Origin of the sequence: Bradyrhizobium sp. RP6 (assembly GCF_003837805.1) — a bacterium.
In the GTDB taxonomy this organism is placed as follows: Bacteria; Pseudomonadota; Alphaproteobacteria; order Rhizobiales; family Xanthobacteraceae; genus Bradyrhizobium.
The window spans coordinates 270,082-294,451 of the sequence record NZ_RQIT01000002.1 but is presented as its reverse complement, the minus strand read 5'-3'; the positions used below and the strand labels follow the sequence as shown (position 1 = coordinate 294,451).

The window sequence follows — 24,370 nt, the reverse complement described above, 5'->3', positions numbered from 1 at the left end:
CACTCACTTGGCGCGCGGTTCGTCAGGCCACATGCGGTGCTCTCCAGCAGATTTCGGCAGCGAGTGAGCTCAGCCTTTCGTCTCACTTGGCGATCATCCACTTGACCGGCCGCTGACGCACTTCGCCCTCTATCGGCTCTCCGAGCATGATGTACTGCTTCGCCAAATGGTGCCGCAAGAGACCCAACGAAAGACGATTGAGCGTCTTCGCCTTGTAGCCCTGCATTCCGGAAATCAGTCCCTTGGAGACGTTCAAGCTCGCGGCATTCATGAGTCCGATGGCCGTATCCTCGACAAAGAACCTGAGATGGGTGCGATCCAGAATACCTGCATCGTGGTAGTCAAATTGGCGCCTGAACAGGAGCGGAATAGTAACGCTTAGATGCGCGAGGTTCGGTACGGAAACCACGACGTGGCCACCGGGCGCGAGCAGCCCTCGCAAGTTCCGTAGAGCAGTTGCCGAATCGACAAGATGCTCCAGGACGTCGAGCAGCAATATGAGATCATATTTCTTAAGCTGAGGCAGACATTCATCTATACCGCCGATGATCGCAACATCCGCGTTGCGGCTCAACTCCGCGGCGACCGCATCATTTATCTCGACGCCGGTCGTCACGGCGTTTGGGTAGATCGTCTTGATCCAGCTCAACGTCAGCCCGGAGGCGGCCCCGATCTCGAGGATGCTGGTTGCGGTCTTCGGCAGCAACGGTTGTATCTCGTGACGTACATGATGAAAGTAGCGGCTCATGTTTGCTTCGGGCGCCAAGGCGCGTTGCTTCTTCAGATCGCCCAGCAGAGGAGCACGGGGGCTTTCAACCGCATGATCGAGGCTCCGCATCTTCCAAACCCTTCCAGTTGCCGTGTCCATCAAGAGCGGCCAAACCTTCGCTCGGATAACTCCGGTTGGTGGCCCAGTGCGTAACGCGTTGGCCTGCCCGCCCGGTCAATGCAGTTGCGTTGCCCCTTCAGTCTGATTCAGTTCGCTCCTTGAGGGCGGCTTCGGCAATGCCGCGTCCGCCATCATTCTCGCGAAGTCGCTCGGGTCCACGGAATCCGGATCAATGACAATATGATCGGCCCGGTATCTGCGTCGAACCTGAGATGATTTGAAGTGGTATGAGAGGCTGCGGAAAACGAAAGGACTCATGACCTCATGAAGCATGCTCTTCCACCTCGGGATATTCTGTCTATCCCAGGCTGCCCAGCTTCCGGTAGCGAAGCTCGTCCACGTCGCATCGTAGTCTGACTGTTGTACGCTCAAGTCGGGAACGCTGCGGACCTTTCTCGAGAATACCACCAGCATCGTCTGCTCCTCAAACGGGATCTGGTTCCTGCGGTTGAGGGCCACGGGCGGCTTGATCAGATGCCACCTCTTCGCGCGGGATGGCTTGATCAGAAAGACAGCGGTATCCTCGAAGCCATTTCGTTTGCTGAAAAGACTGTAGAAGAACTCGGGCGAGTACTGGTAAAGGCCGTGCGCGGGAAAGCCGTTAGCATTCGTCGCGATAAGGACATTTCCGCCAGACTTGACCAGGTTCACTATGTTGTCGACCACCTGAGCGACATCAAAGATGTGTTCGATCGACCCGAAGTCGAGGAACGTATCGAACTTTTCGTGCATGTCGTTCGGTATCGGAAGATTGAAATCATGTATAAGCGATGCACCTTCGAAAGCTGAGGCGTCAATCGAGACGATGTTCTCGGCACCAAGCTTGCGAAGGAACGGCTCGCAGTAAAGCCCTACTGCAATCGACTGATCGTACGCGATGCTTGAATTCTTCCGAACCGCATCAAATTCCTGCTTCCAGAAATGAATCTCGTGTCTTCCGAGAGTGACCGTGTTCCGAAAATCGAATCCATAGACGCGGTTTGCAAAGCTGAGCGCACGGAGGCCCGTCAGATCGATGCCCACAACTCTCTCCCTCTGAACGCTGGACCATGACGTGGCGCCTCCTGCGAGGTCACGTCGTATCGCGGCCCATTGACAATTCTCGATCTACAAATCTGTGCATGCGGTCGATATCATCGTGCCGGACTCCAAGCTTTGATAAAGCCGGACCGCGCATAGTAGACGCGTCTGCGTGCGCCTCGAACCATTCTGAGACCTTCACGCACAAGCGAGGATGGAATCGAAGATGGCACGGCGACCGGGCCCTGAGGCTCGAGCCATTCACGGATTTGCGGATGTCCGGGTACGAGCGTCTTGAGAAGCTTGTTCCAGAGCTTCGGCTCCATGGAATCGTGAAAGTGAAGTACACTTACTCCCGTTATCTTTGCCGCGTCATAATTTCTCGGCAGATAGCTACACAGGGGGAAGTTGCTTGAATCCGGAAGCGCCTGCCAAGCCAGCCCAAGCCGGATCACCGTCAAACCCAGCACGACTTGATCCATGAAGTGCACTTGCGAGTGTGTTCTGGCCACCTGCCGATCAAGAAACGTCTTGAAATCGGCGAGAAATTCTCTGCCGAACCGCGTGCTGCGCCGGTACACGTAGAGCCCCGCATTCCAGTAGAACCTAATCCGGTGTCCGTCGCCCGTCTGGAGCCATGGAAGGTCGTCAGCAACTCGTCCGATGAGTGCAGCGGACCGTTCCCAGAACGGATCATTTGGATCGGTTACCCCCCTCGACCCGATCACCCCGGCATCCGGAGCGCTCGCGAGGAAATCTACCCCGGGGGGAAGTTCAAGACCGTTGGGCTCACGCAGGAAGAGGATATCACTGTCGATCCACGCAATCGCTTCTGTCGTGACCCTGCTCTCGACGGCAGCAATCGCCTCCGCCTTATTCATATAATGGTGCCAGACATACGGGTTATCGGGAAAGACGCGTAGATGCTTGATCCCAAGCTCCTCCATTCGGCGATGCGTCTCTCGCGTGAGAGCCGGAGTAAACCGAGGCGTGACGGCAATAACTTCCAGGTTCGCAAAGCGGCCGCCGAAGCGCCGAAGGCTCTCCACCATGCGCAGCGTAAGGGGCTCCAGCATCCCTGACTCGATGCAGACCACAATCGTCATCGAAGGCTGCCTACCAGCGGCATTGTCCTGCTTCTGCACGGCACCAGTCAGGCTATCGGCCACAAATGGCATCCTCACTTGCTTGTGCAAATCCGAGCTCCCTCGCCTTCGCTTCAGGACACTCGAACTTGGGGTTTAGCGTGGGCGCGCTCAGTATCGCCCTGTACCTCAGCCGGAGACGACGAAGCAGCAGCGGCAGGGGATTCCGGGTCAACTGAACGATTACCGTCGGCCAAGGAAGGTGCGCCCTCCACTTCCGAATCATGAAGCGGTAGGCAGTCAGGTAGGAGTGGTCGAGACGAAGCGTTGCCTTGCTATTGTGGATAATCGGCAGGTCGATCACATAGGATTTCATGCCGGCCCTCTTTGCCTCCAACACGATGTCCGTTCCGTACAGGTGGAAGGAGGGCAGGCTCGGATCGAACAGGGTGCCCGCGGCGCGGCGCACGATCAAAACGACCTCATCGAGACTCGCAGCAGGGCGAGGTCGGTCAAATCGCCCGCCGCATACGGTGCCCAGGCCGGAATCCCACAAATGCCCAACGAATTCGCCGTCGGGCGTCATGCCGCAGATACCGGCGACAGCCCAGGACGGATCAATCGAATTCAATCTCTCGCAAGCTGCTCGCAGTGCCATGAACCAGCCTTCGGGAAAATAGACGTCCTGATGAGCGAACACGACGACATCCGACCTGGCCGCGGCGATTGCTTGGGAGTATGCCGCTGATGCAGCCGCGGCCCCCCAGAGAACGGAAATCCCAATACGGCCGTCCGCAAGGTCCGGAGATCGCTTCAGATTTCGAGCAAGTGTCGCTTGCTCGTTCGCAACACAACATACCTCTATCGAGCAGGTCATTTCCCACCTTCGGCCGCGTCGCCAACTAAATTAAATATAATCCGTCGCGATTTATTATCAACATATTATTTGGCAGCCGACATTAAATAATATATCTTTATTCCAGTCCAGTTAATGTTTTCGGATCGAGAAGGCACATGTCATCCTACGGCCTCAGCGGGTCCGGCCTAACGGAGAGTGGACCGCCACTCCAGGCCGTCGCGCTCGACGGGAGAACCGCGACAGCTTCAAACGGATGGGCGGCATGGCTGATATTGCTCGGGTGCGCCATGCCCTCCTACATGACGATTTACGTGGGGGGCGCCAAGTTCATTCCGGCGCGGATCGTAATTGTCCTGCTGCTCGTTCCGGCCCTGACCGAATTGTTTCAAAGAAGCCGATGGCTACGCGCGTCGGATTTTTTCGTATGCGCGGCGTCGGCTTGGATGCTGGCAGCGGTACTGGAAACGGATCAGGGGTGGTCTTCCGCGGCCGCTCTCATACTCGAATTTTCCGGCGGCTACTTCGTGGCTCGCGCCTACTTTTTTGGGCGCCGGGGATTGGAGGCTTTTGTCCGAGTGCTCAAGCCCGTTACCGCAGGGATCGTTGCTGTTGCGGTCCTGGAGCATCTTACCCAGCACAACGTCGTCGCAGCCCTTATGGGCTTGCCGAGCACGGGATATGAATATCGCTATGGCTTGCTGCGGGCGACCTCGACATTTCCTCACGCGATCCTATACGGCTCGTTCTGCGCCGTTGCCGGCGCTGTTTTTCTGTACTCCGAACGCAGCTTTTTTGGTCGAAGCTTGTATTGCGGGCTGTGCCTTTTTGGATGTGTACTGGCGATGTCTTCGGCCCCGCTGATGGCATTCGGGATTGTGCTATCCGTCTATTGTTATGATCAGCTGCTGCTAGGGTGCCGCTGGAGGTGGCACGCCTTGGTGGCCAGCCTCTTCACGCTCCTTGGCGTCGTATTTCTGGTCGCCAACAAACCAATCTCTTGGATCGTCGCAAATCTCACGCTCGACCCAGCTACCGGATATTTCCGTGTTGCGACCTGGGAAAGCGCCGGCTACTATATCGATCTCTCTCCCTATGTGGGGTACGGGTTTGGCTCGTACGCCTCCCCTGACGATTTCTTTGGCAACGCCTCAGTCGACAGCGTTTGGCTGACCTTGGCGCTCCGCTTTGGCATCCCATTAGTCGTATTTATTCTTCTGGCGAATATTACGGCATTCCTTCCGTCAAGGCGGACCGCCAGCATTCCGTACTACCACGATGCTTACATGAGCAACATGCGTACGGCATTCACATTGGGTCTCACAATGTTCATGTTCGTGGGATTGACAGTCCACTATTGGAACAACAGCTGGATACTCTGGGGAATATGGATCGGCATCCGCGCATCGCTGAAGGAGGAATCCGTCGCGGTAGTCGAAAACCCCGTGCTCTATCGCCAAGGGATGGCTAGCATCGATCGTGATCTCACCGTCGGGCAGGCAACTCGGGGATTCCATGCGTCCAGGTAATGAACCACGCCGGGCAAGGCTCCAGTTTCCAACATGACAGCCCGCTATATTCAACCTCTTTTCGCGTTCATGCTGCCTTGGTCGATAGCCGCCAGTCAGGCGCAAGGCGTCCCATCCGTGCGGCCGCCAGAGCGCCCCGCAACCGACAAATCAGCCCTCGATGACGGCTCATCCTCCGCGCCCAGTTGTACAATTCAGCATCCGTCCCTCCTGACCAAATACAGAGTCCGTCCGGAGTGGAGAGTTGCGGGTGTGGACTATTGCGTTGGCTATTCGACGAATACTCCCATCAAAGATCCGGCAACGATCTCGATGGAAGGCGTTTCACTCGACGTGGCTCAGAAGAGCATCACAGTGACGGGCGACAATGTTACGCTCGATGGCTATGATTTCGGCGGCTGGTCCATTGTGACTACGGCAGCGAACACCAATCTGATCAACTCGGAATTCGATGGTCTGAATCCAAGCGGCCCGCAGAATAGTGTCATCAGCGGTGCACCGTCCTCCTCCGATCTACGCATCGCCAATTGCGTCATTGACGGGCTGAGCGGAGGCGGACGTGCCGAATTCCTGATCGAAATGGAAGGGCCCGGCCTCACGATCGAATATTCCTGGCTGAAGAATTCCAATTCCGACCTGATCGGCCGCCATGGCCGAGACGGCGGCAACATCGTCATTCGATATAGTGTACTGGAACAGGCCGGAATGCGCGGCCCAGGGACCCACGGCGACTATCTGCAGGTTTACGGCCCGACCGTGGAAGCGATCCGCATTCTCTACAACACGGCGATCCAGAATGGCGGCAGTACTCAGGGGTTCATTGCGGATAACACGAAGTTGGGCGAGTTTGGCGGCAATACCCTGATCGGCAGCGTCACCTACTGGATGTCCGTATCCGGTCCGGGGACCGACGCCGCCAATCTGTCCGGGACATTCTCCACGCACGACAACTATTTTGATGTGACAAGAGCGTTCGGCTTCAACTATCCGGCCGCCGGGCCGAACGACCGCTACGCGAAGACCGTTTTCACAAACAATGTAAACATGGTAACGGGGCGGGTCGTCCAGGATTCTACCAGCCCGAAGCCGAAGCCGTCACGTCCGTGACTTCGCGTATCATCCGATCTCGCCGCTACGCTTTCGACGTGAGCTTCCTCTTGAGGCGGCGGAGCCCGCCGATAATTGGTGCAGGAATAAGCAGCCAGCAGGCCAGGCGCATGACGGTGAACGTGTCCTGAGCCTGCAAGGCCACTAGGTCGCGCCCCCATTGCCTCAACATTGGAAGTAGTTCGCGAAGACGAGTGCCTCTTTTGCGATACGATGTAATGATCCCGATGGTCTCCCGGGCCAGGAAATGTCTGGCTCGCAATTGCAACTGATGGCGCCTTCGTTCATTCCCGATCCTGTGCTCGGCGGTGACCGTTATGAGATCAACCAGTTTCTTGAGATCCTCCAGGTGGCTCTCGAGCGCAAGACGAGATGTCTGCGTGGCGTCGTGAAGGGAATAGGAGCCACAGCTTTCATTGATGAAGCCTGCCTTGCCTTCCAACAGTAGGGGGAGATGCCTTGCAAGATCACTCGCGAACGGCCATCCCGCCGGGAATCCTCCCCAGGCCCGAAGTCTCTCGGTACGAATTATCGTGGTGCAACCCTGCACCATGATGCGCCGTTGCAGATATTCATCGAGGACATCCACGCCGTCCCAGATTCCAGTTCTCAGATTTCGACTAGCCTGTGGTGGCAAGATGCGCCCCGACGCGACGATCCGGGCCTCACCCAATGCCATCACGATCGGCACTTCAGGCTCTCTTCGGATCAGCGAAATGCATCGCTCCAATAGCCAGGGGGCTATTCTGTCGTCGTCTGGAACAAATACGATATAGTCCCCCCTCGCCTGTGCCACGCAAGCATTCCAGTTTGGGGTCGCACCTATGTTCTTCGGCTGGCGTACGAGGCGTAGTCTTTCGTCCTTGAATTGGTTCAGAACCAGGGCAGTTTCGTCGGTCGACGCATTGTCCGACACGAGCACTTCAAAACGTGGATACGACTGACTTAGCGCCAGGCGAACACAGTCCTGCAACCACGCAGCTCGATTGAACGTAGGAATGGCAATGGTCACCAGAGGGTCGGTCCAGCGTGAGACGGAATCCGGTGCCGCTATGGCGCCTTCAATTCCCGGCCGCTGCAGACTGACAGGACGGGCTGAATTCTCGATCTCGCTTGAAGCTCGCATGGCGAACTCGAAAACCTGTGTCATTCCAAGGGTCGCGATTGGTGACGACGGATCAATGTTCCATCGCCCCTACTTTTCCGGCATCCAAGACCGCGCGGGGCCCATCAACGAGCTCCAATCGCGATCCCTCTCTTAAACGACCATCAGCCGCGAGCCCCTGCTCGTGCGTTGTGTCAGTAACCCTTTCAAGCCACACTTCGCGCCACCACGAATAGATGCTCCTCGGGCAGAACATTTTGCAATTGCTGTATCGAGATCTACACCAAACGTCCTCCAAGATCACCGCCGGCGTCTTGAGTGACCTCATCTTTCCGGTCTTCTCATCGATGAATCTCGTCATCCGTGTCTTGACCCTGTAGAGACCGCCGCAATATGGAACCAGCTCTGCATCAAAGGCCATGCCTCTATTTATGTTCTCGGCATCGACGGTCGCAAGAATCTCCTTGTAGCTCTTCACTCTCACCAATTCACCAGGCTGGAGGTTCAAGGTGACAGTGGGCGTCTCATGCCGATGAGGTATTTTTCCCTTCCACCTCGGAAACGGAATACCGCCCCGCAGCTCCTGGAAAAAATCGTAAGCCAGGCGGGAAACGTGACCCAGGCGTGCCCTCTTGGCCAGTGCAAGATGCCAGTAGGCCAGGTATACGACCCCGCATGCGATCCGCCCCAAGCTGGCGTTCCTCGAGGTGTAATCCTCCACGTACTGCCTGACGTCCCACCATCGCGCCAACGTCGTAAAGCGGGGCAATTCGGTTGCCTGGCAAGAGTAGCGGATTTCTGCATCCGCGGCGCTATCGCCGATACGCGTCCCCCGAAGGACGTCTTCCTCTGTACATTGGCCTTTATCAGCGGATTGTCCGACGCATTCGCTCCGATGATCTGGTGAACCCACTACAGCGTTTGCGCTTTCGTTGATGGGCCTGAGCCAGGCCTCCTTCCAGAAAATGAGGCATGCAGCTTGGCAGCCACCATAGGCCTCACCGTCGCATCGGAGTTCAAGATGGATTCCATTCGGCAGCCATCTGCCACCCGTGTTTGTGACGGTGTCACAAGTCTTGTGGGAGCGCTTGTAGACCTTGAACCGCTTACCACAATACTTGAACATTTGCGGCATGAACGGCAGCCCCTCGAAGCGGCCATTGCTGTCGAGCGTGCTAAGGATCTCCTCCTTGGTCCGCACTTCTACCCAGTCGCCCGCTCGCAGCTTAGTCATCGTGCCCTCCAAATGCGGTGGCCGTCGTCCAATCCCGAACCCAGCCCGCTCGCTTTTCAATGAGTCTTCATGGAAAGTGCGCCTTGCAGCTCTTTGAACAGGCCGAAGTAGACTGTCTTCTGTCCCATGAGAAACAGCAGCATCCAGAGATAGATTGCGGCGATAACGCAGCCTCCAAGAAGGAGCCTCAAAAGATGCGACTCTGAACCACCAAGAAAGGGTTGAACTCCGAGAGCTACCGCCGCCACCGCCGCACTTGCGATCAATGGCCGGCCTGCTGCGAAAAGTAGATCTCGCAGAGAAATCACCGTTCCATGCAAACACCAGAGAACGTGGGGGATGACCCACAATACCATCGCGGCAGAATACGCGAACGCGACGCCGGTCGGACCATAGGGCAATCCGATGAGGTAGGCCACAATGACCAGCGGAGCGATCACCAGGGCAATCTTCAGACTTCGTACCTGTAGGCCTGCCGAATACAGCAGCCACGCAAGGGGATTGATAATGCCGAATACCAAGATAGTCGGCGTCAACAAGCGGAAAATGACCACTGTATCTCTCCACTTCGGCCCGAGTATCACCTCGACGATGTCATCCACGAATACCGCACAGAAGACCGTAATGGGCAGCGTCATCGACAGGACGATGGTATAGCCCTTCAGGAAGTAACTTTTCAGTCGAGGCAAATCGTTCTGGATCCGCGATAATCCCGAAAACGCGACGCCTCCAATCGCTGCGTTGAGCTCTGCCGTCGGCAGGTTGACAAGCCGATATCCTCGTTCGTAGATTCCAAGAGCATCGGCTCCCCAGTACCGGCCAAGAAGCAACTTCTCGAAGTTGTAGGCAACGTACACCACGAGAGAATTCAGGGTAACCATCCCACCAAAGCGCAACATGCCGCGGACTCCGGCGGTCCGGCGTGGTGGGCCAGGACTCCACCCCGTGGCTACCCATACGCACACGGTGTAAACTACGGTCGAAGTCAGCGTCATTCCCAGGATGGCCCAATATGCCAAGCCGCCGAAGGCCATGACGACTCCGGCAGCAAGGCTCACCATCTGTGAGAGCACCTCAATGACCGTCAACGTCGTATACCGCAGCTGACGCTGAAGCAGCGCTGAATGCTGCACCGCTAACGCGCTCAGGAAAAATCCCAAGCCTGCTACGACGGTCAGCCAGAACAGTCGAGGCTCATGGTAGAACGCCACGAGAGCAGGCGCGGTTGCCGCGCAAAGGAGCGCAAGCGTCACTCCGATCGCTACATTGACCCAGAACAATGTCGACATCTGCTCGTTGGTGACGGTCTCTTGCTGAACTGTGGCCGACGACAGTCCTGCCGCTGTGAAGAGTTGAAAAACTCCGCTGACGGCGGTTGTCATCGCAACCAATCCGAAATCCTCCGGGTCCAGTAGACGCGCGAGTGCGGCCATGACACTAAGCCGAAGAGCGAAATTCGCCGCCTGGCCGCCAAGCCGCACCACGCCGCCGCGAATTATCATCCCCTTGAGATTGTCCATTCCAATCCCCGTAGAAGAGAATTCGGCATCGGCTTGCTTCCGGGTACGCATCCTCCAACGGCTTGTCATGACAGTGCGAGTTTATTCGCCAGAAACGCTTCAGCGTATTTTTCCGGCGCCCGACATTCCATGCCCCGCAGCCGCGCCAAACCGCGGAAGACTTCCGGATCGAACCATTGCTTGGAGCGCTGACTTCCAAAATGCGACATCAGCAGGTCGATCTTTCGCTGCAATGCCTGAGCTGAAACGGCCGAATATAGATTTGGTCGACCGACGTCTCCGTCCCACTTGGGAATCTCGTATTCCAGAATCAGATTATCTCTGAATGTATTCCACGTTAGACGTGACACCTGACGATGATCCTGATGGGCATCATCTCCGCGATGCGTCAAGATCAGATCCGGCTCGACGCGCCGCTTCAACGACTCGAACCACTTCTTGATCTCGTCACCCTGTTCTGGAAAGAAGCCGTCTCGAAAGGACATCGCTTCGATTTGAGAACGAGCCGCGTCGGACACGAATTCGGCCGCCGACGCCCTCGCCTCGCTCTCGCGTTCACCCGACGCGCTGAGTACACACCAATGCACGTCGAGCCGGACGCCACGCGCAATCAGATTCAGAATCGTCGCACCAACACCTATTTCGATGTCATCCGAGTGCGCACCGAGACAAAGGATCGAGAGCCGCTCTCCGGACGCGGCGAGTTGAAACGCCTTCATGAAGCCGCCTGCGTGCGCGCTTCGGGAACAACCTTCCAAGGCATCTCGCCCCGTTCAATCATCTCCTCGAGAACCTGCCGGTCCCGCAACGTATCCATCGCGCGCCAGAAACCCTCGTACTTGTAAGCCATGAGCTTTCCAGCTTCGATCAGGCGATTGAACGGCTCCAGTACGAGTTCCTCGCCCTCACGTATGTAATCGAAGATCTCCTTCCGGAAAATAAAGTAGCCCCCATTGATCCAGATCTCGGACTGCTGACTGGAGCGTAGGCGCTTGACGGCGTCTCCGCCGTTGAATTCAGCAAGGTGAAAATTGAACGGCGGATGCACGGCAACGAAGCATCCGACCATCTTGCTCCTCTTGAACCGCTCGATTATTTCGGGCAACGGCGCGTCCGTCAGACCATCACTGTAGTTCGCGAGAAAGATATCCTCGTTCTCGACGAGCGGGCGCACCGCCATCAAACGCTGACCGATGTTTCGCCAAATGCCGGTGTCGACCAGCGCCACCTGCCAGTCCGGCGGCTGCTCGCCGATGACCTCGACCTTCCTGCCGAAGTTGGAAACGACGCAATCGCTGTGAGCCCAGAGATCCGAGTTCAGGAAATACTCCTTGATCGCATTGGCCTTGTACCCGAGACACAGTACGAAATCTCGATGACCATACTGACTGTAATATTGCATGACATGCCACAGCATCGGGTGTTGGCCGACGGGCACCATGGGCTTCGGAATGCTTTCAGAATATTCCCGGATGCGGGTTCCGAGTCCCCCACAGAACAAGACAACCTTCATGGCCAGCGCTTCCCATCTTTCCGGCCGACCGTTTCGGTCGCCACAGATCGCCTAAAGCAGCTACTACAAGTCTCGCGGTTTAAATACATAAATCAAAATATTCAATAGCGCGCATTTTATATCGCGGGTATTATTTATCAATGATTTTTTGAAAACCGTTTTGAATTTATTCTCTTGCACGCTATCATTGCTGATATTGCAGCATATTCGAACGCCGGCGGCACGATTATGGAGGAACCCGGGTGATTATAACCGAAACCAGGCTTAAAGGAGCCTACATTATCGATATTGAACGCCGGGAGGATTCGCGCGGCTTTTTTGCGCGAGCTTTTTGCCAGCGAGAGTTCAGGGCCCTCGGCCTCAATCCAGTCATTGCGCAGGCGAATATCGCGTCAAATGTCCGGCACGGAACCCTGCGCGGCATGCACTTTCAGTTTCCGCCGGCCGCGGAGACGAAGCTGGTTCGTTGCACGCGGGGCGCGATCGTCGACATCATCGTCGACCTGCGACCGGAAAGCCCGACCTACCTGCAACATGTCGCCGTCGAACTGAACGAGACCAATCAGCGGGCACTCTACGTGCCGGAACGTTTTGCTCACGGTTATCAGACTCTCGTCGACAACACCGATACCAGCTACCAGGTGGGTGAGTTCTATGCTCCCGAGGCGGAGAGCGGGCTGATGTACAATGATCCCAGGCTTGGCCTGACCTGGCCGCTTCCGGTTTCCGTGATTTCGGAGAAGGATCAGCACTTCCGCTTGCTCAACGAGGTCGAACCCGAACTGAAAGGGCGGATGGAGCTCGCCGGCATCGAAGGTTGACGCCGACAGCGCGCTGCTCGCAGCCGTTTACCGATCCCCTCCAGTTGAAAGACGCCACGATGATACTTGTCGATCACGCACTGCAAGCCCGTCATGCAGCCGGAAGGCCGATCCGTGTCGGCCTGCTCGGCTCGGGCTTCATGGCTCAAGGGCTCACCAATCAGATCAACAACAGTGTTCCAGGAATGCGGGTGGTGGCTATCTACAGCCGAAAGCCTCGGCGCGGACATGACGTGTTCGGCTATTCCGGCCAGACCGGCGTGGTTGACGCGGACAGCCAGGGGCGGCTCGACAGAGCTATTGCCGCCGGCGCTCCGGCGGTCACCGAGGACGCGTTTCTGATCGCCAGATCGGATCTGATCGACGTGATCGTCGACGTAACCGGATCGGTTGAGCTCGGGGCCCGGGTCGCGCTGGAGGCCTTCAAGCACCAGAAAACCGTCGTACTCATGAACGCGGAGATCGACGCTACGATCGGACCGATCCTGCAGGTCTATGCAAAGAAGTACGGCGGCTCCCTGTCCGCATGCGATGGCGACGAGCCCGGCGTGCAGATGAACCTGGTTCGATGGGTCAAGGGGCTCGGCCTGATCCCGCGCGTTGTCGGCAACATCAAGGGACTGCAGGATCCGTATCGTAACCCCACCACGCAGAAAGGATTTGCCGAGCAATGGGGACAGAACCCGGCCATGGTGACCAGTTTCGCCGACGGATCCAAGATCAGCTTCGAGCAGACGATCGTGGCCAATGCCACTGGCTTCAAGGTGAGATCACGCGGCATGTCGCGCGGGCGGGAGTATCGCGGCGACATCATGAAGATCGGCACACTCTACGACATAGACGAGGTCCGCGCCCTGGGCGGAATCATCGACTATCTCGTCGGTACACCGCTGACCAAGGTCTACGTGCTGGCCGAGCACACCGATCCAAAGCAACAGAAGTATTTGAACCTGTACAAAATGGGCGAAGGCCCCCTGTATTCGTTCTTCACACCATATCACCTGGTTCATTTCGAAGTGCCGAACTCGATTGCCCGTGCGTTCCTGTTCAAGGATTTGGTCGCCCCTCCGATCGCCGGTCCGGTTGTCGAGGTCTGTGCAGTCGCCAAACGTGATTTGGAGGCGGGCGAGGTGCTCGATGACTATGGAATGTACATGACCTATGGCGAAGCCGTGAACTCCGAGGAAATGAGCCAAATGCAATACCTGCCTGAAGGTCTCGTGGAGGGTTGCAGGTTGCGGCACGCCATCAAGAAGGATGCAGTCCTCACCTACGCGGATGTGGATCTGCCGCCAGGCCGCGTGGCCGACAAGCTGCGTGCAGAACAATACAAGCACTTCAACGGACACACGTGGCTTGAGCAACGGATCACCCGGGACGCCTCGCTCGCTCTCACGGCGTGAAGAGCTGGATGACGACCACGTTCGTCGAGCCGTGCCACGCGGGAACTGCGTACGCACCGCGAGGAGATCCGCTCGCCCGCCCTAAGCGTTGATCCCGAGCGACCGGGTCTCTCCACTAATGTTCATTGCGCTCCCCTCACCTGACGCGATCGGCGGCTGCATCCAGGCCATTGCGCGTCTTCCCAGCTTGATCCCAGGCAGTTCAATGTGCCGAGCAGGTATGCTCAGGCATGAAAGCGGCAACATCTCTGGAGCAGCTCTGAAGATCGAGCAGGCGCGCGACCGCGAAATATTGGCACCAGGGGATTTGTGAGCGCGCGTCGGTCAGTCGGCCCACAATTCCTGCCATGAAGTAGCCCGTTGCAAGCCGCAGAACTCCGAGGCCCGCCGCGCTTGCCGAAGCTCGGCCCGAATCCGGCCAGCCAGCGCGGCGCCTGCCTCAGCGAAACGCAGAGCTCAACCGCAGCATGAGCGCGACGATTTCCCGCTCACCGGCTTTTCGCCGCCAGGGAGCCGGCCGCTCACGACACCGCTGCAAGCTGCAGTCTCGATTGGCGCAGGTCGCCACCGAGAATTCTCTCCGCCAGCAGCTTCCGAATATGGCCGATCCGTTGATATCGCGGCCCTTCGAACTCCTCCAATGTCAGCTTTGACGAACGATAGACCCTGTAGAGCTGCTCGGCGCCCATTCGCGCGTCCCAGCGCGGCTGGAATCCCGGCAACTTGCGCCGGATCTTTTCGAAGCTCACTCGGTAGGATCGCTCATCTGGACTCGCGTCCTTCGCAAACTCCACCGCGGAATTCGGCACCACACTCGCGACGATCTCGGCAAGATCCCGAATTCGATAATTGTGAGCAGTCTGGCCGACATTGAATGCCTCATTGAAAACGGATTCGGCTGGCGCCTCCAGTGCGGCAATGAAAGCTCGAGAAATGTCCTCGATGTGGACGATCGGCCGCCAGGGCGAGCCATCCGATTTGAGGTGAATTCGTCCTGTCGTGAACGCCCATGCGACCAGGTTGTTCAGGACAATGTCGAAGCGCAGCCGCGGCGAGACTCCGTATGCCGTCGCCGGCCTCAGATACACCGGGCAAAACCCGCCGTCGGCCAACGCCGAAATATCGCGTTCGGAGGCAACCTTGGATTCTCCGTAGGCCGTCACCGGATTGAGCGGGGCTGTCTCATCGATCATTTCCTCGCCGGCTTTTCCATAGTTGCTGCAGGACGAGGCAAACACGAAGCGACCCACGCCAGCGTGTTTCGCAATCGAGGCCATCCGAACGCTTGCGCGATGATTGATCTCATCCGTCAGTTCCGGCCTCAGATTGCCGAGCGGATCGTTGGAGAGCGCGGCGAGATGCAGCACTGCGTCGAAGCCAACGAGATCCGCAACCTCCGCGTCTCTGACGTCCTTCCGGATGGTCGGGACCTCGAGAATGCTACCGCCGGCGGCGTATGTGCACCGCGAGTAGATATCGCTGTCCATTCCAGTCACCTCGTGACCGGCATTCACCAGCATCGGCGTCAAGACCGTGCCGATGTAGCCAAGATGACCTGTTACAAGAACTCGCATTGCCATTCTCCATCGCACTCAGTTTCACGGACGAAACATTGCCCGGCTTCCGTGTTTCGGTAGCGTTCTCTCGATTCCGGCGCCTCGCCCTATCGAAGGACGGCCTCGAGCACGCAAAGTACGGTGCCGGGATGGCTGCCCGTACAGCTTCGGCTTCTTCGCGGGAGCTTGCGGCCCAGAAAGGGACGTCATGAAGCCAGAGCCTGTCGTTGCCGCGTGCTCGCAAGTCCTCGTTCGGAGCGCCACCATTTCACGAACTCCGTCAGTCCGAGCTCGAGCGGCACTGTGGCTTGGAAACCCAGCAGACGTTCCGCTTTGCCTGTCGACGCCACTCGGCGCGGGACAGGGTTGATCGAGTGCTCGGGCGCGATGTGCGGGAGCACGCCGTTGTGACCCATCACTGAAGCCAGGGCCGAAGCGAGCTGCACAAGGCTTGTTTCGATGCCGCTCCCCACGTTGAACACCTCGTCGCTGACCTTTGCCCTCGCAGCAAGGATGGTTGCGCGTGCCGCGTCGCGGACATGAACCAAGTCCAAGGTCTGCTGGTCATGCGCAACTATCACCGGCGGCGTTCCAGCCTCTACTTCCTCCATCCAGCGGATCAACATCTCCGCATATCGATCGTGTACGTCCATTCGGCTGCCATACACGTCAAAGTATCTCAAAGCGATATAATCGAGCCCGTGCATATCGTTATAGGCGCGGAGCAAGCCTTCATTGCAGAGCTTCGCCGTTCCACAGACCGTACGGTTTCCATAGGGGCTCTGATGCTCCGTTGTCGGAAACTCCTCCGCCGCGCCGTAAACCGAAGCCGAAGACGCGGCGACGAACTTCTCGATGTCATACTTCACGCAAAGTTCGAGCAGTTCGAAGGTGCCGTTCACCATGACTTCCATGGCAAGACGCGGTTCGGCCAAACAATGGTCACTGCACGGTGCGGCGTGGTGAAAGATGATGTTGGCTCCCTTCACCAGAGCTTCCACCAACTTGGTGTCGCGCAAGTCGCCGCGGACCAATCGTACCGGTCCTCGGTTAAGCGACTTCCTGAGGTTCTCCGGTCTGCCGGTCATCATATTGTCGAGCGCGACGATCTCGATGCAGCCTTCGTCGCACAACAGGTCAACGATATGCGAACCGATGAATCCGGCACCCCCGGTAACGAGAACGCGCTTGCCCTTGAGATCCATCATGACCGCTCTCCTGGTTCTAGGCTAATCGGCCATGTCGAGCCATCACATCCTGAAATGTCGCGATCGCAAAGCGTTGCTCGAAAGCGCCCGCGTCGGGCCCCGATGCAGGCTGCTCGTCTCGAATCGCACGCGCGGTCGCAACGTCGACTTGCGATCCCACCGTCTGGGCTTTCACCTTCAAGTCCAGGAAAGGTATCAAATCGGCAACCTCGCTTCTGGAGGGTCGGCAGCTTCACGTCCGCGCAGGCATATCTTGCCATATACCCCGAGTGTCGATGACGTCGAGATGACGGCGTTCGGCCAGCGGAACCATCTTGAATTCGTCGTGATCGACCAGGAGAAGGGCGATCTCGCACGTGCGCAGCGCTTCGTCTATGTTCAAGAAGCCGGGCCGGTAGTCGGCAAGTTCCGGCGGCAACCGCCGCAGATTCGGCTCGACGAACTTGATACGCTCCCCGTACTTCTTCGCGAGGTGCAGTGCGATCTCCATCGCAGGGCTTTCACGCAGATCGTCGACATTCGCCTTGAATGTCAGCCCGCAGCAAGCCACGCTGGCGTAAGGATGATCGTCGATCAGGGCCTCGGCGCGTTCAATAATGCTTTCCGTCTTTGCAATGTTGACCTCGCGGCTCGCCCGCATGAGGCGCGCCAGATCCGGCGCCGAGTCGATAATGAACCACGGATCGACGGCGATGCAATGACCGCCCACACCTGGTCCCGGCCGCAACACGGTCACGCGCGGATGACGGTTGGCGATATCGATGACCTCCCAGACATTGATGTCGAACCTGTCGCAGATCAATGAGAGCTCATTGGCAAATGCAATGTTGGTGTCCCGGAACGCGTTCTCCGTGAGCTTAACCAACTCGGCCGTGCGCGCGGTGGTTGCAACGCAAGCACCCCGAACGAACATCTTGTAGAAGCGCTGAGCCCGCCGGGTGCAGGCAGGAGTCACTCCCCCGATGCATCGGTCATTGTTGATGAGTTCACTCAAGATCCGCCCGGGCAATACGCGCTCCGGACAATAAGCGACGTAGACGGCACCATCCTCATGACCGTTGACGCCAATTCTCAGATCGGGCCTGTGTTCGCTGATCCGCCTGGCGATTCCTTCAGTGGTTCCGATGGGCGAGGTCGATTCGAGAATGACGAGGTTACCCGGTTGAAGCAGATTCAATATGGTCTCGACCGCGGCATTCACGTTCGACAGATCCGGACGATTGCTTTCGTCAATCGGTGTGGGCACCGCGATGATGAAGACGTCGGCGGGTTGCGGTTCACTTGATGTCGTCAACGCCCCGCTCGACACCACTTTGGAAACGAGACCATCGAGGTCTGGCTCTGAGATGTGAATGGCTCCCGAGCCGACTGTCCTGACCACATAGTCCTTTGTGTCTACCCCGACCACCTGGAGGCCGCGGCTGGCTATCAGCGCGGCCGTCGGCAAACCGATATAGCCAAGTCCGACGACGGTAACTTTCTGGAACTCAGGCATCAAGAAGCACCTTCACGATCCGCTCGCTCGCCCGCCCGTCACCGAAGGGATTGTGGGAGCGAGCCATAGCCGAATAAGTCTCATCGTCGTCAAGAAGACGAAATGTTTCGTGGACGATCCTGTCGTAGTTCGCCCCGACCAGTCGTGCGGTCCCGGCTTCGACGCCCTCTGGACGCTCCGTCGTCTCGCGCATCACGAGGACAGGCTTTCCGAACGTCGGCGCCTCCTCTTGCACACCTCCCGAGTCGGTTAGCACCAGATATGATAGCGACAGAAGGCTGACGAAATCGGTGTACTCCTGGGGAGAAATGAGTGCGACGCGCGGATGATCGGCGAGCCGGCTCGCAAACACGTCGCGAACGTTCGGGTTCGGATGAACCGGAAGTACGACAGCAACGTCCTCCCTGCTCAAGATCGTGTCCAGTGCATTGACGACGTTGAAAACTCCCCCGCCGAAGTTCTCGCGGCGATGGCAAGTGACCAGGATGATGCGGCGGTTGCCGTGGCGCTTCTTGATTCCGTCCCATCGGGACGAGAGCTGCGGATCGGCCTCGACCATGGCCTTCGCGAGGATCAGCGCGTCGACGACAGTATTTCCAGTAACATGAATGCGATCCTTGGAGACGTTCTCCGCCCGCAGCGCTCTCGCCGCCCGCTCGGTCGGCGCGAAATGCTGATCAGCGATCGAGCCGACAATCTTGCGGTTCACTTCCTCCGGCCAGGGCGCGAAGATATCTCCACTTCGCAGTCCCGCCTCGACGTGCGAGACCGGGATACGGTGATAGTACGACGCCAGCGCACCTGCCATGGCCGTCGCAGTGTCACCCTGGACAATCACTCTGGTGGGCTTCACCCTCTCCAGAACCTCTCCGATCTGCGCCAATAGCCGGCCGGTCAGACTATCGAGCGTCTGATTCACCGTCATGACGTCGAGATCGAAATCCGGGACCACCTTGGCCACCTTGAGAACCTGGTCGAGCAGCTCCCTATGCTGCGCTGTCGCGCAGACCGTGAGGGCGATGTCCTTGTTCGCTTCCGCCTTGAGCCGATTGATCACCGGAAACAGCTTGATCGCTTCAGGCCTGGTTCCCAACAGGATGAGAAAATGCTTTCGCACGTCTCACCCTCCGATCCGGCCTGCCCCGGGGGGCAGCACACTGTACATGCCGGGCGCCCGTCGAAACGCCTGCCGCGCGAAGGCTTGCGTCAAGATTCCCGCAAATAGCGTGTTCGTCCTGACATACCGCCACCACATCCGTCTGGGCTCCTGATAGATGCGATACAGCCATTCGAGGCCGAATTGCTGCATGTGAATGGGAGCTCGCAGCACCGAGCCCGCGAGAACGTCAAACCCGCCACCCACGCCCATGATGAATGGGACGCCGAGCTCGTCGCGGTGAGCCGCAAGAAAGCGCTCCTTCCGCGGCGTGGGCATGCCGATGAACAGGCAATCGGCGCCACTGGACCGAATATCGCGGACGACCTCGGTCTCCTGCTCGCTGGAAAAATACCCGTGCTTGATCCCGGCAAAGACAAGCGAGGGGTGCTCGTCCCGGACACGCTGCGCCGCCTGTTGCACGACGGCAGGTGTGGCTCCGAGAAAATACGGTCGGAGACCGTCTTGCGCGCACACCTTGAGCAACTCGGTGAGCAGATCCACGCCGGTCACTCGCGACGTTGCCGGGAGACCGAGCGCTCGCGCTCCCCAAAGGATACCCATGCCGTCGATTCCGACGATGTCGCTGCTGGCGACATCGGCGGCAAGCGCCGGATCGGAGCGCATGTTGACGAGCTTCGCGACGTTGAGGGCCACATGCTGCAGACGTTGACGGTTTCGCATGGCCTTGCGCGCGAGGTCGACGGTTTCTGCCATGGTCAAGATATCGATGGGGCACCCTAGAAAGTAGGCACGCATGGGTTCCTCCCCGGCCGAAATTCGCCTTCAGCGAAATATAGCCTTCCAATTGAACTTAAATAATATCTCGATAATAATGCCCACGATTTTATTTGCAAGTTATATTGATATTATATTTTAGCTTAAATACAGGGCAGACGGCGCGCGTCGACCGCCGAGGCGCAGCCACCGACGACGGAGAGAATTAAATGACGATTAAACACAGACGGATCTCGGTCGTTGTTCCACATTTAAATCAGCCCGGCGCCCTGAAGACTTGCCTGGCGAGTCTCGATGCGCAGAGCATTCCCCGGGATTGGTTCGAGGTCGTCGTCGTTGACAACGGCTCCGTAACCTTGCCGACCGACGTCGTCGCTCAATATCCGGGCGTACGACTGTTGTGCGAGGCGCGGCCCGGGCCAGGCCCGGCGCGCAACACCGGAGTTGCTGCCGGGAGCGGCGAGGTGCTCGCCTTCATCGACGCCGATTGCAGGGCACATCCGGATTGGCTGAGCAGCGTATGGCGCTCACTGCATTCGCTCCCGCTAGGGACAGTGCTCGGTGGAGACGTCCGCATCTGGCGGGACGCAAAGCCACACCTGGACGCCATCGCGGCCTACGAGAGCGTCTTCGCCTATCGCTTCAAGCTCTATATCGAGCGCGACGGCTATTGCGGCACCGGCAACATGGCGATGTTTCGTCGGGATTTCCATTCCGTCGGCCCGTTCGCAGGGATCGACGTGGCGGAGGACATGGAGTGGGGACAACGCGCGCAGCGTGCCGGGCTTCGATTTCGGTACATCCCGGAAATGATCGTCTTCCACCCGGCAAGGAGCTCTCTCCGGGAGCTATATGTCAAGTGGGACCGGCAGCTCCTGCACTACCGCAACATGGCCGACGGCAAGCCGGCATGGAGAGTGCGCTGGATTGCGCAGGCCATACTTGTCCTGGCCTCGCCCGCTCCGGGCATCATCACCATCCTGGCCAGCGACCGGCTCTCCGGCATCGGAGCCCGGACCAAGGCTATCGCAGTCATGTGCGCCGTAAGAATGCATCGGGCTATCACGATGCTGTCCTTGCTGCGCAATCGGCGAGCCGTCGCCTGGAATCGCTAGCACAACATTCGTGGCGCGGCGTCAGGCCGGTACGGGCATCTTGCCAAAGGCCGCGTTGTGGGTCAGTTCGAGCAGGTCAGCTCGCTGGCCAAACGACCACAATATCCAACCCAGTTCGTAGCTACGGCATTCCAGCCGAAGTCCAACACCGGAACTTTCCATTAGCACGGCGTCGCGTCCGGAGTAGGCATTCTTGATTGCACGCAACATCCTCGGCACTCTCGTCGTCAGCTCTTGCTTTCGAATCTGAGAGCGGATGGACAGCCCGAGATCGGGCACCAGCATCGAGCGACGAAGCTGGTTCTTGCCCAGGACCCAATTAAATCCCTTGATCAAGGCATTCCGCGCCCCTGGAACTCGATAGCGCTCCGCCCACTCCAGCAGCGCCGGAGCCATGCCATACTGGTGCACCGAGTAGACTTCATAGAAATCAAGCACGCGGCCCGCGGCCGCATCGAAAAACCAAGGCCACTCGCCGTCGGGTCCTTGAAGCGCAATCAATTTGCGTACGCAGGCATCCGCGTTGGCGAGCGCGGATGCCTCGCCTGCGAATTCGCCATAGTGATAGCACGCAATTGAGAGATAGATTTGCGTGGCGAACGAAGCGAAGCGCCGCCGAAATCCCGATGCTGCGTCGAAGAACAGCCCTGATCCGCTGTAGAATCGCCCCTCGAGAAAGCGATACAGCGGAGCGACGAAACGCCCCCACTCCTTGTCGCCGGCCCTGGCCCGAGCCACCACGCCCGTCAACAGCATACCCAAATCCTGGGCCCGAAACGACTCCCATTCAGACTGATCGCTCAAGAGCGCCTTCACTTCGCGCCTCACCTGCTCGGGTAGCTCGAACTCGAGTTCTGCGGAAGCCCAAAGTGCCATTCCCAGTGCATATTTTGGTACCGAAAGGGCCGTGAGCTCGACCGCATTCCGATAGAATGTTTCCGATAGATTGATGCCCTCGGGAACGTCCCTGATCCTCGACATTCCGAGCAGAACGTTAAGCGTGTAGAACACATCGCTGCGACGCAAGGACTCGTTTGGCGAAGCCCGTCCGTCCAGATGGTAGATATGCGACCAGCAGCCGTGTTCAGGTAGCCAGCACCGCTCCAATCCTCTGAGCGCATAGCGCACCAGCGGGGAATTCTGCGAAAAATCGGGCATCAAAGTCCCGCTCTTGATAGGGCTGATGTTCATCGAAGAACCATGAGTTAACTCGTTTCGACGGCTGCGGACGATTCAGCCCGGTCCTCAAGTCACGAGAGACCCGATCTCGCGCAAATACTGACCGTAGCCACTCTTCTCCAACGGCCGCGCCAACTCTTCGAGCTGGTCGCGGTCGATGAAGCCCTGCCTCAACGCAATTTCCTCGAGACAAGCAACCTTCATCCCCTGACGCTTCTCGAGCGTCTGCACGAACATCGCCGCATCGATGAGCGACTCCACTGTCCCCGTATCCAGCCAGGCGAAACCCCGCCCCATCCGCTCGACATGAAGCGCCTTGGCCGAAAGATACCGCATCTGCAGATCGGTGATCTCGAGTTCGCCGCGCGGCGACGGCTCGATGCGCCGCGCATAACGTACGACGTTGTTGTCGAAGAAGTAGAGGCCTGTGATCGCCCAGTTCGAGCTCGGCTGCCTCGGCTTTTCCTCGATTCGCAGTGGGCTATCGCCCTCGTCGAACGTCACGACTCCGTATCTCTCCGGGTCTCGTACATGGTAGGCGAAGACGGTTGCACCTTCCTCACGCTCGGCGGCCCTTGTGAGTAGCTCGCTCAGGCCGTCGCCAAAGAAGATGTTGTCTCCAAGCACCATCGCAACGCGATCGTTCCCGATAAAGTCGGCGCCAACAATGAACGCATCCGCAAGACCCGCGGGTCGGGGCTGCTCCGCATAGCTGAGCCTGACCCCCCATTGACTCCCGTCCCCCAGCAAGCGCTCGAACTGACACCGATCTGAAGGCGTGGTTATGATCAGAATCTCGCGCACGCCTGCCAACATCAGCGTTGACAACGGATAGTAGATCATCGGCTTGTCATAGATCGGCAGTAGCTGCTTGCTGACCGCTCTCGTGATTGGATACAGTCGAGTTCCGCTGCCGCCAGCCAGCACTATTCCTTTCAGCATCGATTCCACCTTCCACGAGTTGGTCGAGACAGGTTTCGAGAGAGCAACGCCATGACGGTAATCGAATGCCCAGGACGCGTTCGGCCCTGGACGAATCGAGGCGCGAATTCCGCGGCCGTCGCGCGGCCGTCTGGTACTGCTCGCTCGTGATGGCCTCGAGCTGCGGCACCCGAACTCCTCGATGAGCGAGCAAGTCGAAAATCGCTTCGGCGAAGCCATGCCAGGTCGTCTCACCTTGTCCAGCAAGATGAAAAATGCCGGCCATGGCTCTACGATCGTGGGTCAGCAGCCGTCCCGAGAGCTGAAGGATCGCCGAGGCAAGGTCGAGCGCGGATGTTGGATTTCCGTATTGATCATGGACGACTCTGACGATCGGCTGCGCTTCACGGAGCCGCAGCATCGTCCGAACGAAGTTGTTGCCATAGGGACTATATACCCAGGACGTGCGAATTACAGTTGCGAGCGGGTGAGCAGCCAGAACGGCAGCCTCGCCGGCCAACTTCGACGCGCCGTACACATTCAATGGCGCAGGAACGTCGCTCTCCTCGTAGGCCTCCGACTTTGTGCCGTCGAAGACATAGTCGGTTGAGATGTGGATGAACGGGATATTCATTTGCCATGCAACATCCGCCAACGCAGCCGCTGCGTCGCGATTGATGTTGAACGCTCTTGCTACTTCCGATTCTGCCAGGTCCACCGCCGTGTAGGCGGCCGCGTTGATGATCACGGACGGTGCGAGCGGATCGATCGTTTGGCGGAGCTCCCCATGAGCCTCCAGATTGAATTCGGCGCGTCCAAGAGCGACCACGGGCATGCTGTGCAGCACCGCGAGGTCATGAAGACACCTTGCCAACTGACCATTGCGACCAGCAATCAAAACGGGCCTTTCGGTCATTTGC

At 58.2% G+C, this 24,370-nt stretch carries 22 protein-coding genes; 5 read left to right on the top strand and 17 right to left on the bottom strand.

Features of this window, described 5'->3' with window-relative positions; all coding sequences use genetic code 11:
- Positions 1-82 precede the first annotated feature (82 nt).
- From EHH60_RS06240 to EHH60_RS06225, 4 genes are all read right to left on the bottom strand, one after another.
- A complete protein-coding gene (locus EHH60_RS06240; protein WP_245454415.1) occupies positions 83-838 on the bottom strand; it encodes a class I SAM-dependent methyltransferase in 756 nt (251 codons plus the stop codon).
- A 105-nt stretch (positions 839-943) separates the two neighbouring features.
- A complete protein-coding gene (locus tag EHH60_RS06235; protein ID WP_124158591.1) occupies positions 944-1,912 on the bottom strand; it encodes a class I SAM-dependent methyltransferase in 969 nt (322 codons plus the stop codon).
- 110 nt (positions 1,913-2,022) lie between these two features.
- The gene (locus EHH60_RS06230) at positions 2,023-3,078 is read right to left on the bottom strand and encodes a GT-B fold glycosyltransferase domain-containing protein (protein ID WP_124158590.1); all 1,056 of its coding nucleotides are present in this window, start codon (positions 3,076-3,078) and stop codon (positions 2,023-2,025) included.
- Entirely contained in the window at positions 3,068-3,694 is a 627-nt protein-coding gene (locus EHH60_RS06225; protein ID WP_124158589.1) for a hypothetical protein, read from the bottom strand. The genes EHH60_RS06230 and EHH60_RS06225 overlap by 11 nt, the downstream gene beginning before the upstream one ends.
- A 446-nt stretch (positions 3,695-4,140) precedes the next feature.
- Here EHH60_RS06225 and EHH60_RS06220 point away from each other — a divergent pair, with 446 nt between their 5' ends.
- Complete coding sequence (locus tag EHH60_RS06220; RefSeq protein ID WP_124158588.1) at positions 4,141-5,379, top strand: O-antigen ligase family protein; 1,239 nt, start codon at positions 4,141-4,143, stop codon at positions 5,377-5,379.
- 33 nt (positions 5,380-5,412) lie between these two features.
- A complete protein-coding gene (locus EHH60_RS06215; RefSeq protein ID WP_124158587.1) occupies positions 5,413-6,486 on the top strand; it encodes a hypothetical protein in 1,074 nt (357 codons plus the stop codon).
- Positions 6,487-6,511: 25 nt separating this feature from the next.
- On the opposite strand, the gene EHH60_RS06210 is transcribed toward EHH60_RS06215, so the two are convergent.
- From EHH60_RS06210 to EHH60_RS06190, 5 genes are all read right to left on the bottom strand, one after another.
- On the bottom strand, positions 6,512-7,636 hold the full coding sequence (locus tag EHH60_RS06210; protein WP_124158586.1) for a glycosyltransferase family 2 protein: 1,125 nt from the start codon (positions 7,634-7,636) through the stop codon (positions 6,512-6,514).
- 28 nt (positions 7,637-7,664) lie between these two features.
- The gene (locus EHH60_RS06205; protein ID WP_199751325.1) at positions 7,665-8,825 is read right to left on the bottom strand and encodes a hypothetical protein; all 1,161 of its coding nucleotides are present in this window, start codon (positions 8,823-8,825) and stop codon (positions 7,665-7,667) included.
- Between the two features lie 56 nt (positions 8,826-8,881).
- Positions 8,882-10,345 carry a lipopolysaccharide biosynthesis protein gene (locus EHH60_RS06200; RefSeq protein ID WP_124158585.1) on the bottom strand — a complete coding sequence of 488 codons (1,464 nt, stop codon included), beginning with the start codon at positions 10,343-10,345 and terminating at the stop codon, positions 8,882-8,884.
- Positions 10,346-10,410: 65 nt separating this feature from the next.
- Positions 10,411-11,064, bottom strand: coding sequence for a PIG-L deacetylase family protein (locus EHH60_RS06195; protein ID WP_124158584.1), 654 nt, complete (start codon positions 11,062-11,064; stop codon positions 10,411-10,413).
- Positions 11,061-11,858 (bottom strand): sugar phosphate nucleotidyltransferase, encoded by a 798-nt coding sequence (locus tag EHH60_RS06190; protein ID WP_124158583.1) that lies wholly within the window; start codon positions 11,856-11,858, stop codon positions 11,061-11,063. The genes EHH60_RS06195 and EHH60_RS06190 overlap by 4 nt, the downstream gene beginning before the upstream one ends.
- A 242-nt stretch (positions 11,859-12,100) precedes the next feature.
- Here EHH60_RS06190 and rfbC point away from each other — a divergent pair, with 242 nt between their 5' ends.
- Both rfbC and EHH60_RS06180 read left to right on the top strand, forming a co-directional pair.
- Positions 12,101-12,679, top strand: a complete 579-nt coding sequence (gene rfbC, locus EHH60_RS06185; RefSeq protein WP_124158582.1) for a dTDP-4-dehydrorhamnose 3,5-epimerase — start codon at positions 12,101-12,103, stop codon at positions 12,677-12,679.
- A complete protein-coding gene (locus tag EHH60_RS06180) occupies positions 12,676-14,082 on the top strand; it encodes an NAD(P)H-dependent oxidoreductase (protein WP_199751324.1) in 1,407 nt (468 codons plus the stop codon). Before rfbC ends, EHH60_RS06180 begins: the two co-directional genes overlap by 4 nt.
- A 521-nt stretch (positions 14,083-14,603) precedes the next feature.
- On the opposite strand, the gene EHH60_RS06175 is transcribed toward EHH60_RS06180, so the two are convergent.
- The 5 genes from EHH60_RS06175 to EHH60_RS06155 all read right to left on the bottom strand — a co-directional run bounded on the left by EHH60_RS06175 (position 14,604) and on the right by EHH60_RS06155 (position 20,256).
- Positions 14,604-15,656 (bottom strand): NAD-dependent epimerase/dehydratase family protein, encoded by a 1,053-nt coding sequence (locus EHH60_RS06175; RefSeq protein ID WP_124158580.1) that lies wholly within the window; start codon positions 15,654-15,656, stop codon positions 14,604-14,606.
- Positions 15,657-15,844: 188 nt separating this feature from the next.
- Positions 15,845-16,846, bottom strand: coding sequence for an NAD-dependent epimerase/dehydratase family protein (locus EHH60_RS06170; RefSeq protein ID WP_124158579.1), 1,002 nt, complete (start codon positions 16,844-16,846; stop codon positions 15,845-15,847).
- 232 nt (positions 16,847-17,078) lie between these two features.
- Positions 17,079-18,341: a UDP-N-acetyl-D-mannosamine dehydrogenase gene (gene wecC / locus EHH60_RS06165; protein ID WP_035711047.1), complete on the bottom strand. Its 1,263-nt coding sequence runs from the start codon at positions 18,339-18,341 to the stop codon at positions 17,079-17,081.
- Positions 18,334-19,458, bottom strand: a complete 1,125-nt coding sequence (gene wecB, locus EHH60_RS06160; RefSeq protein WP_124158578.1) for a non-hydrolyzing UDP-N-acetylglucosamine 2-epimerase — start codon at positions 19,456-19,458, stop codon at positions 18,334-18,336. Before wecB ends, wecC begins: the two co-directional genes overlap by 8 nt.
- Before the next feature lie 3 nt (positions 19,459-19,461).
- The gene (locus EHH60_RS06155; protein ID WP_124158577.1) at positions 19,462-20,256 is read right to left on the bottom strand and encodes a WecB/TagA/CpsF family glycosyltransferase; all 795 of its coding nucleotides are present in this window, start codon (positions 20,254-20,256) and stop codon (positions 19,462-19,464) included.
- Between the two features lie 188 nt (positions 20,257-20,444).
- On the opposite strand from EHH60_RS06155, the gene EHH60_RS06150 reads away from it, so the two are divergent.
- Positions 20,445-21,350 carry a glycosyltransferase family 2 protein gene (locus EHH60_RS06150; protein WP_124158576.1) on the top strand — a complete coding sequence of 302 codons (906 nt, stop codon included), beginning with the start codon at positions 20,445-20,447 and terminating at the stop codon, positions 21,348-21,350.
- Between the two features lie 21 nt (positions 21,351-21,371).
- On the opposite strand, the gene EHH60_RS06145 is transcribed toward EHH60_RS06150, so the two are convergent.
- Genes EHH60_RS06145 through rfbD form a run of 3 tightly spaced genes read right to left on the bottom strand, consistent with a single transcriptional unit; the run spans position 21,372 to position 24,366 of the window.
- A complete protein-coding gene (locus EHH60_RS06145) occupies positions 21,372-22,541 on the bottom strand; it encodes a hypothetical protein (protein ID WP_245454414.1) in 1,170 nt (389 codons plus the stop codon).
- 54 nt (positions 22,542-22,595) lie between these two features.
- Positions 22,596-23,471 carry a glucose-1-phosphate thymidylyltransferase RfbA gene (rfbA, locus tag EHH60_RS06140; RefSeq protein ID WP_124158575.1) on the bottom strand — a complete coding sequence of 292 codons (876 nt, stop codon included), beginning with the start codon at positions 23,469-23,471 and terminating at the stop codon, positions 22,596-22,598.
- Positions 23,380-24,366: a dTDP-4-dehydrorhamnose reductase gene (gene rfbD / locus EHH60_RS06135; RefSeq protein WP_124158574.1), complete on the bottom strand. Its 987-nt coding sequence runs from the start codon at positions 24,364-24,366 to the stop codon at positions 23,380-23,382. The genes rfbA and rfbD overlap by 92 nt, the downstream gene beginning before the upstream one ends.
- Between the last annotated feature and the right edge of the window lie 4 nt (positions 24,367-24,370).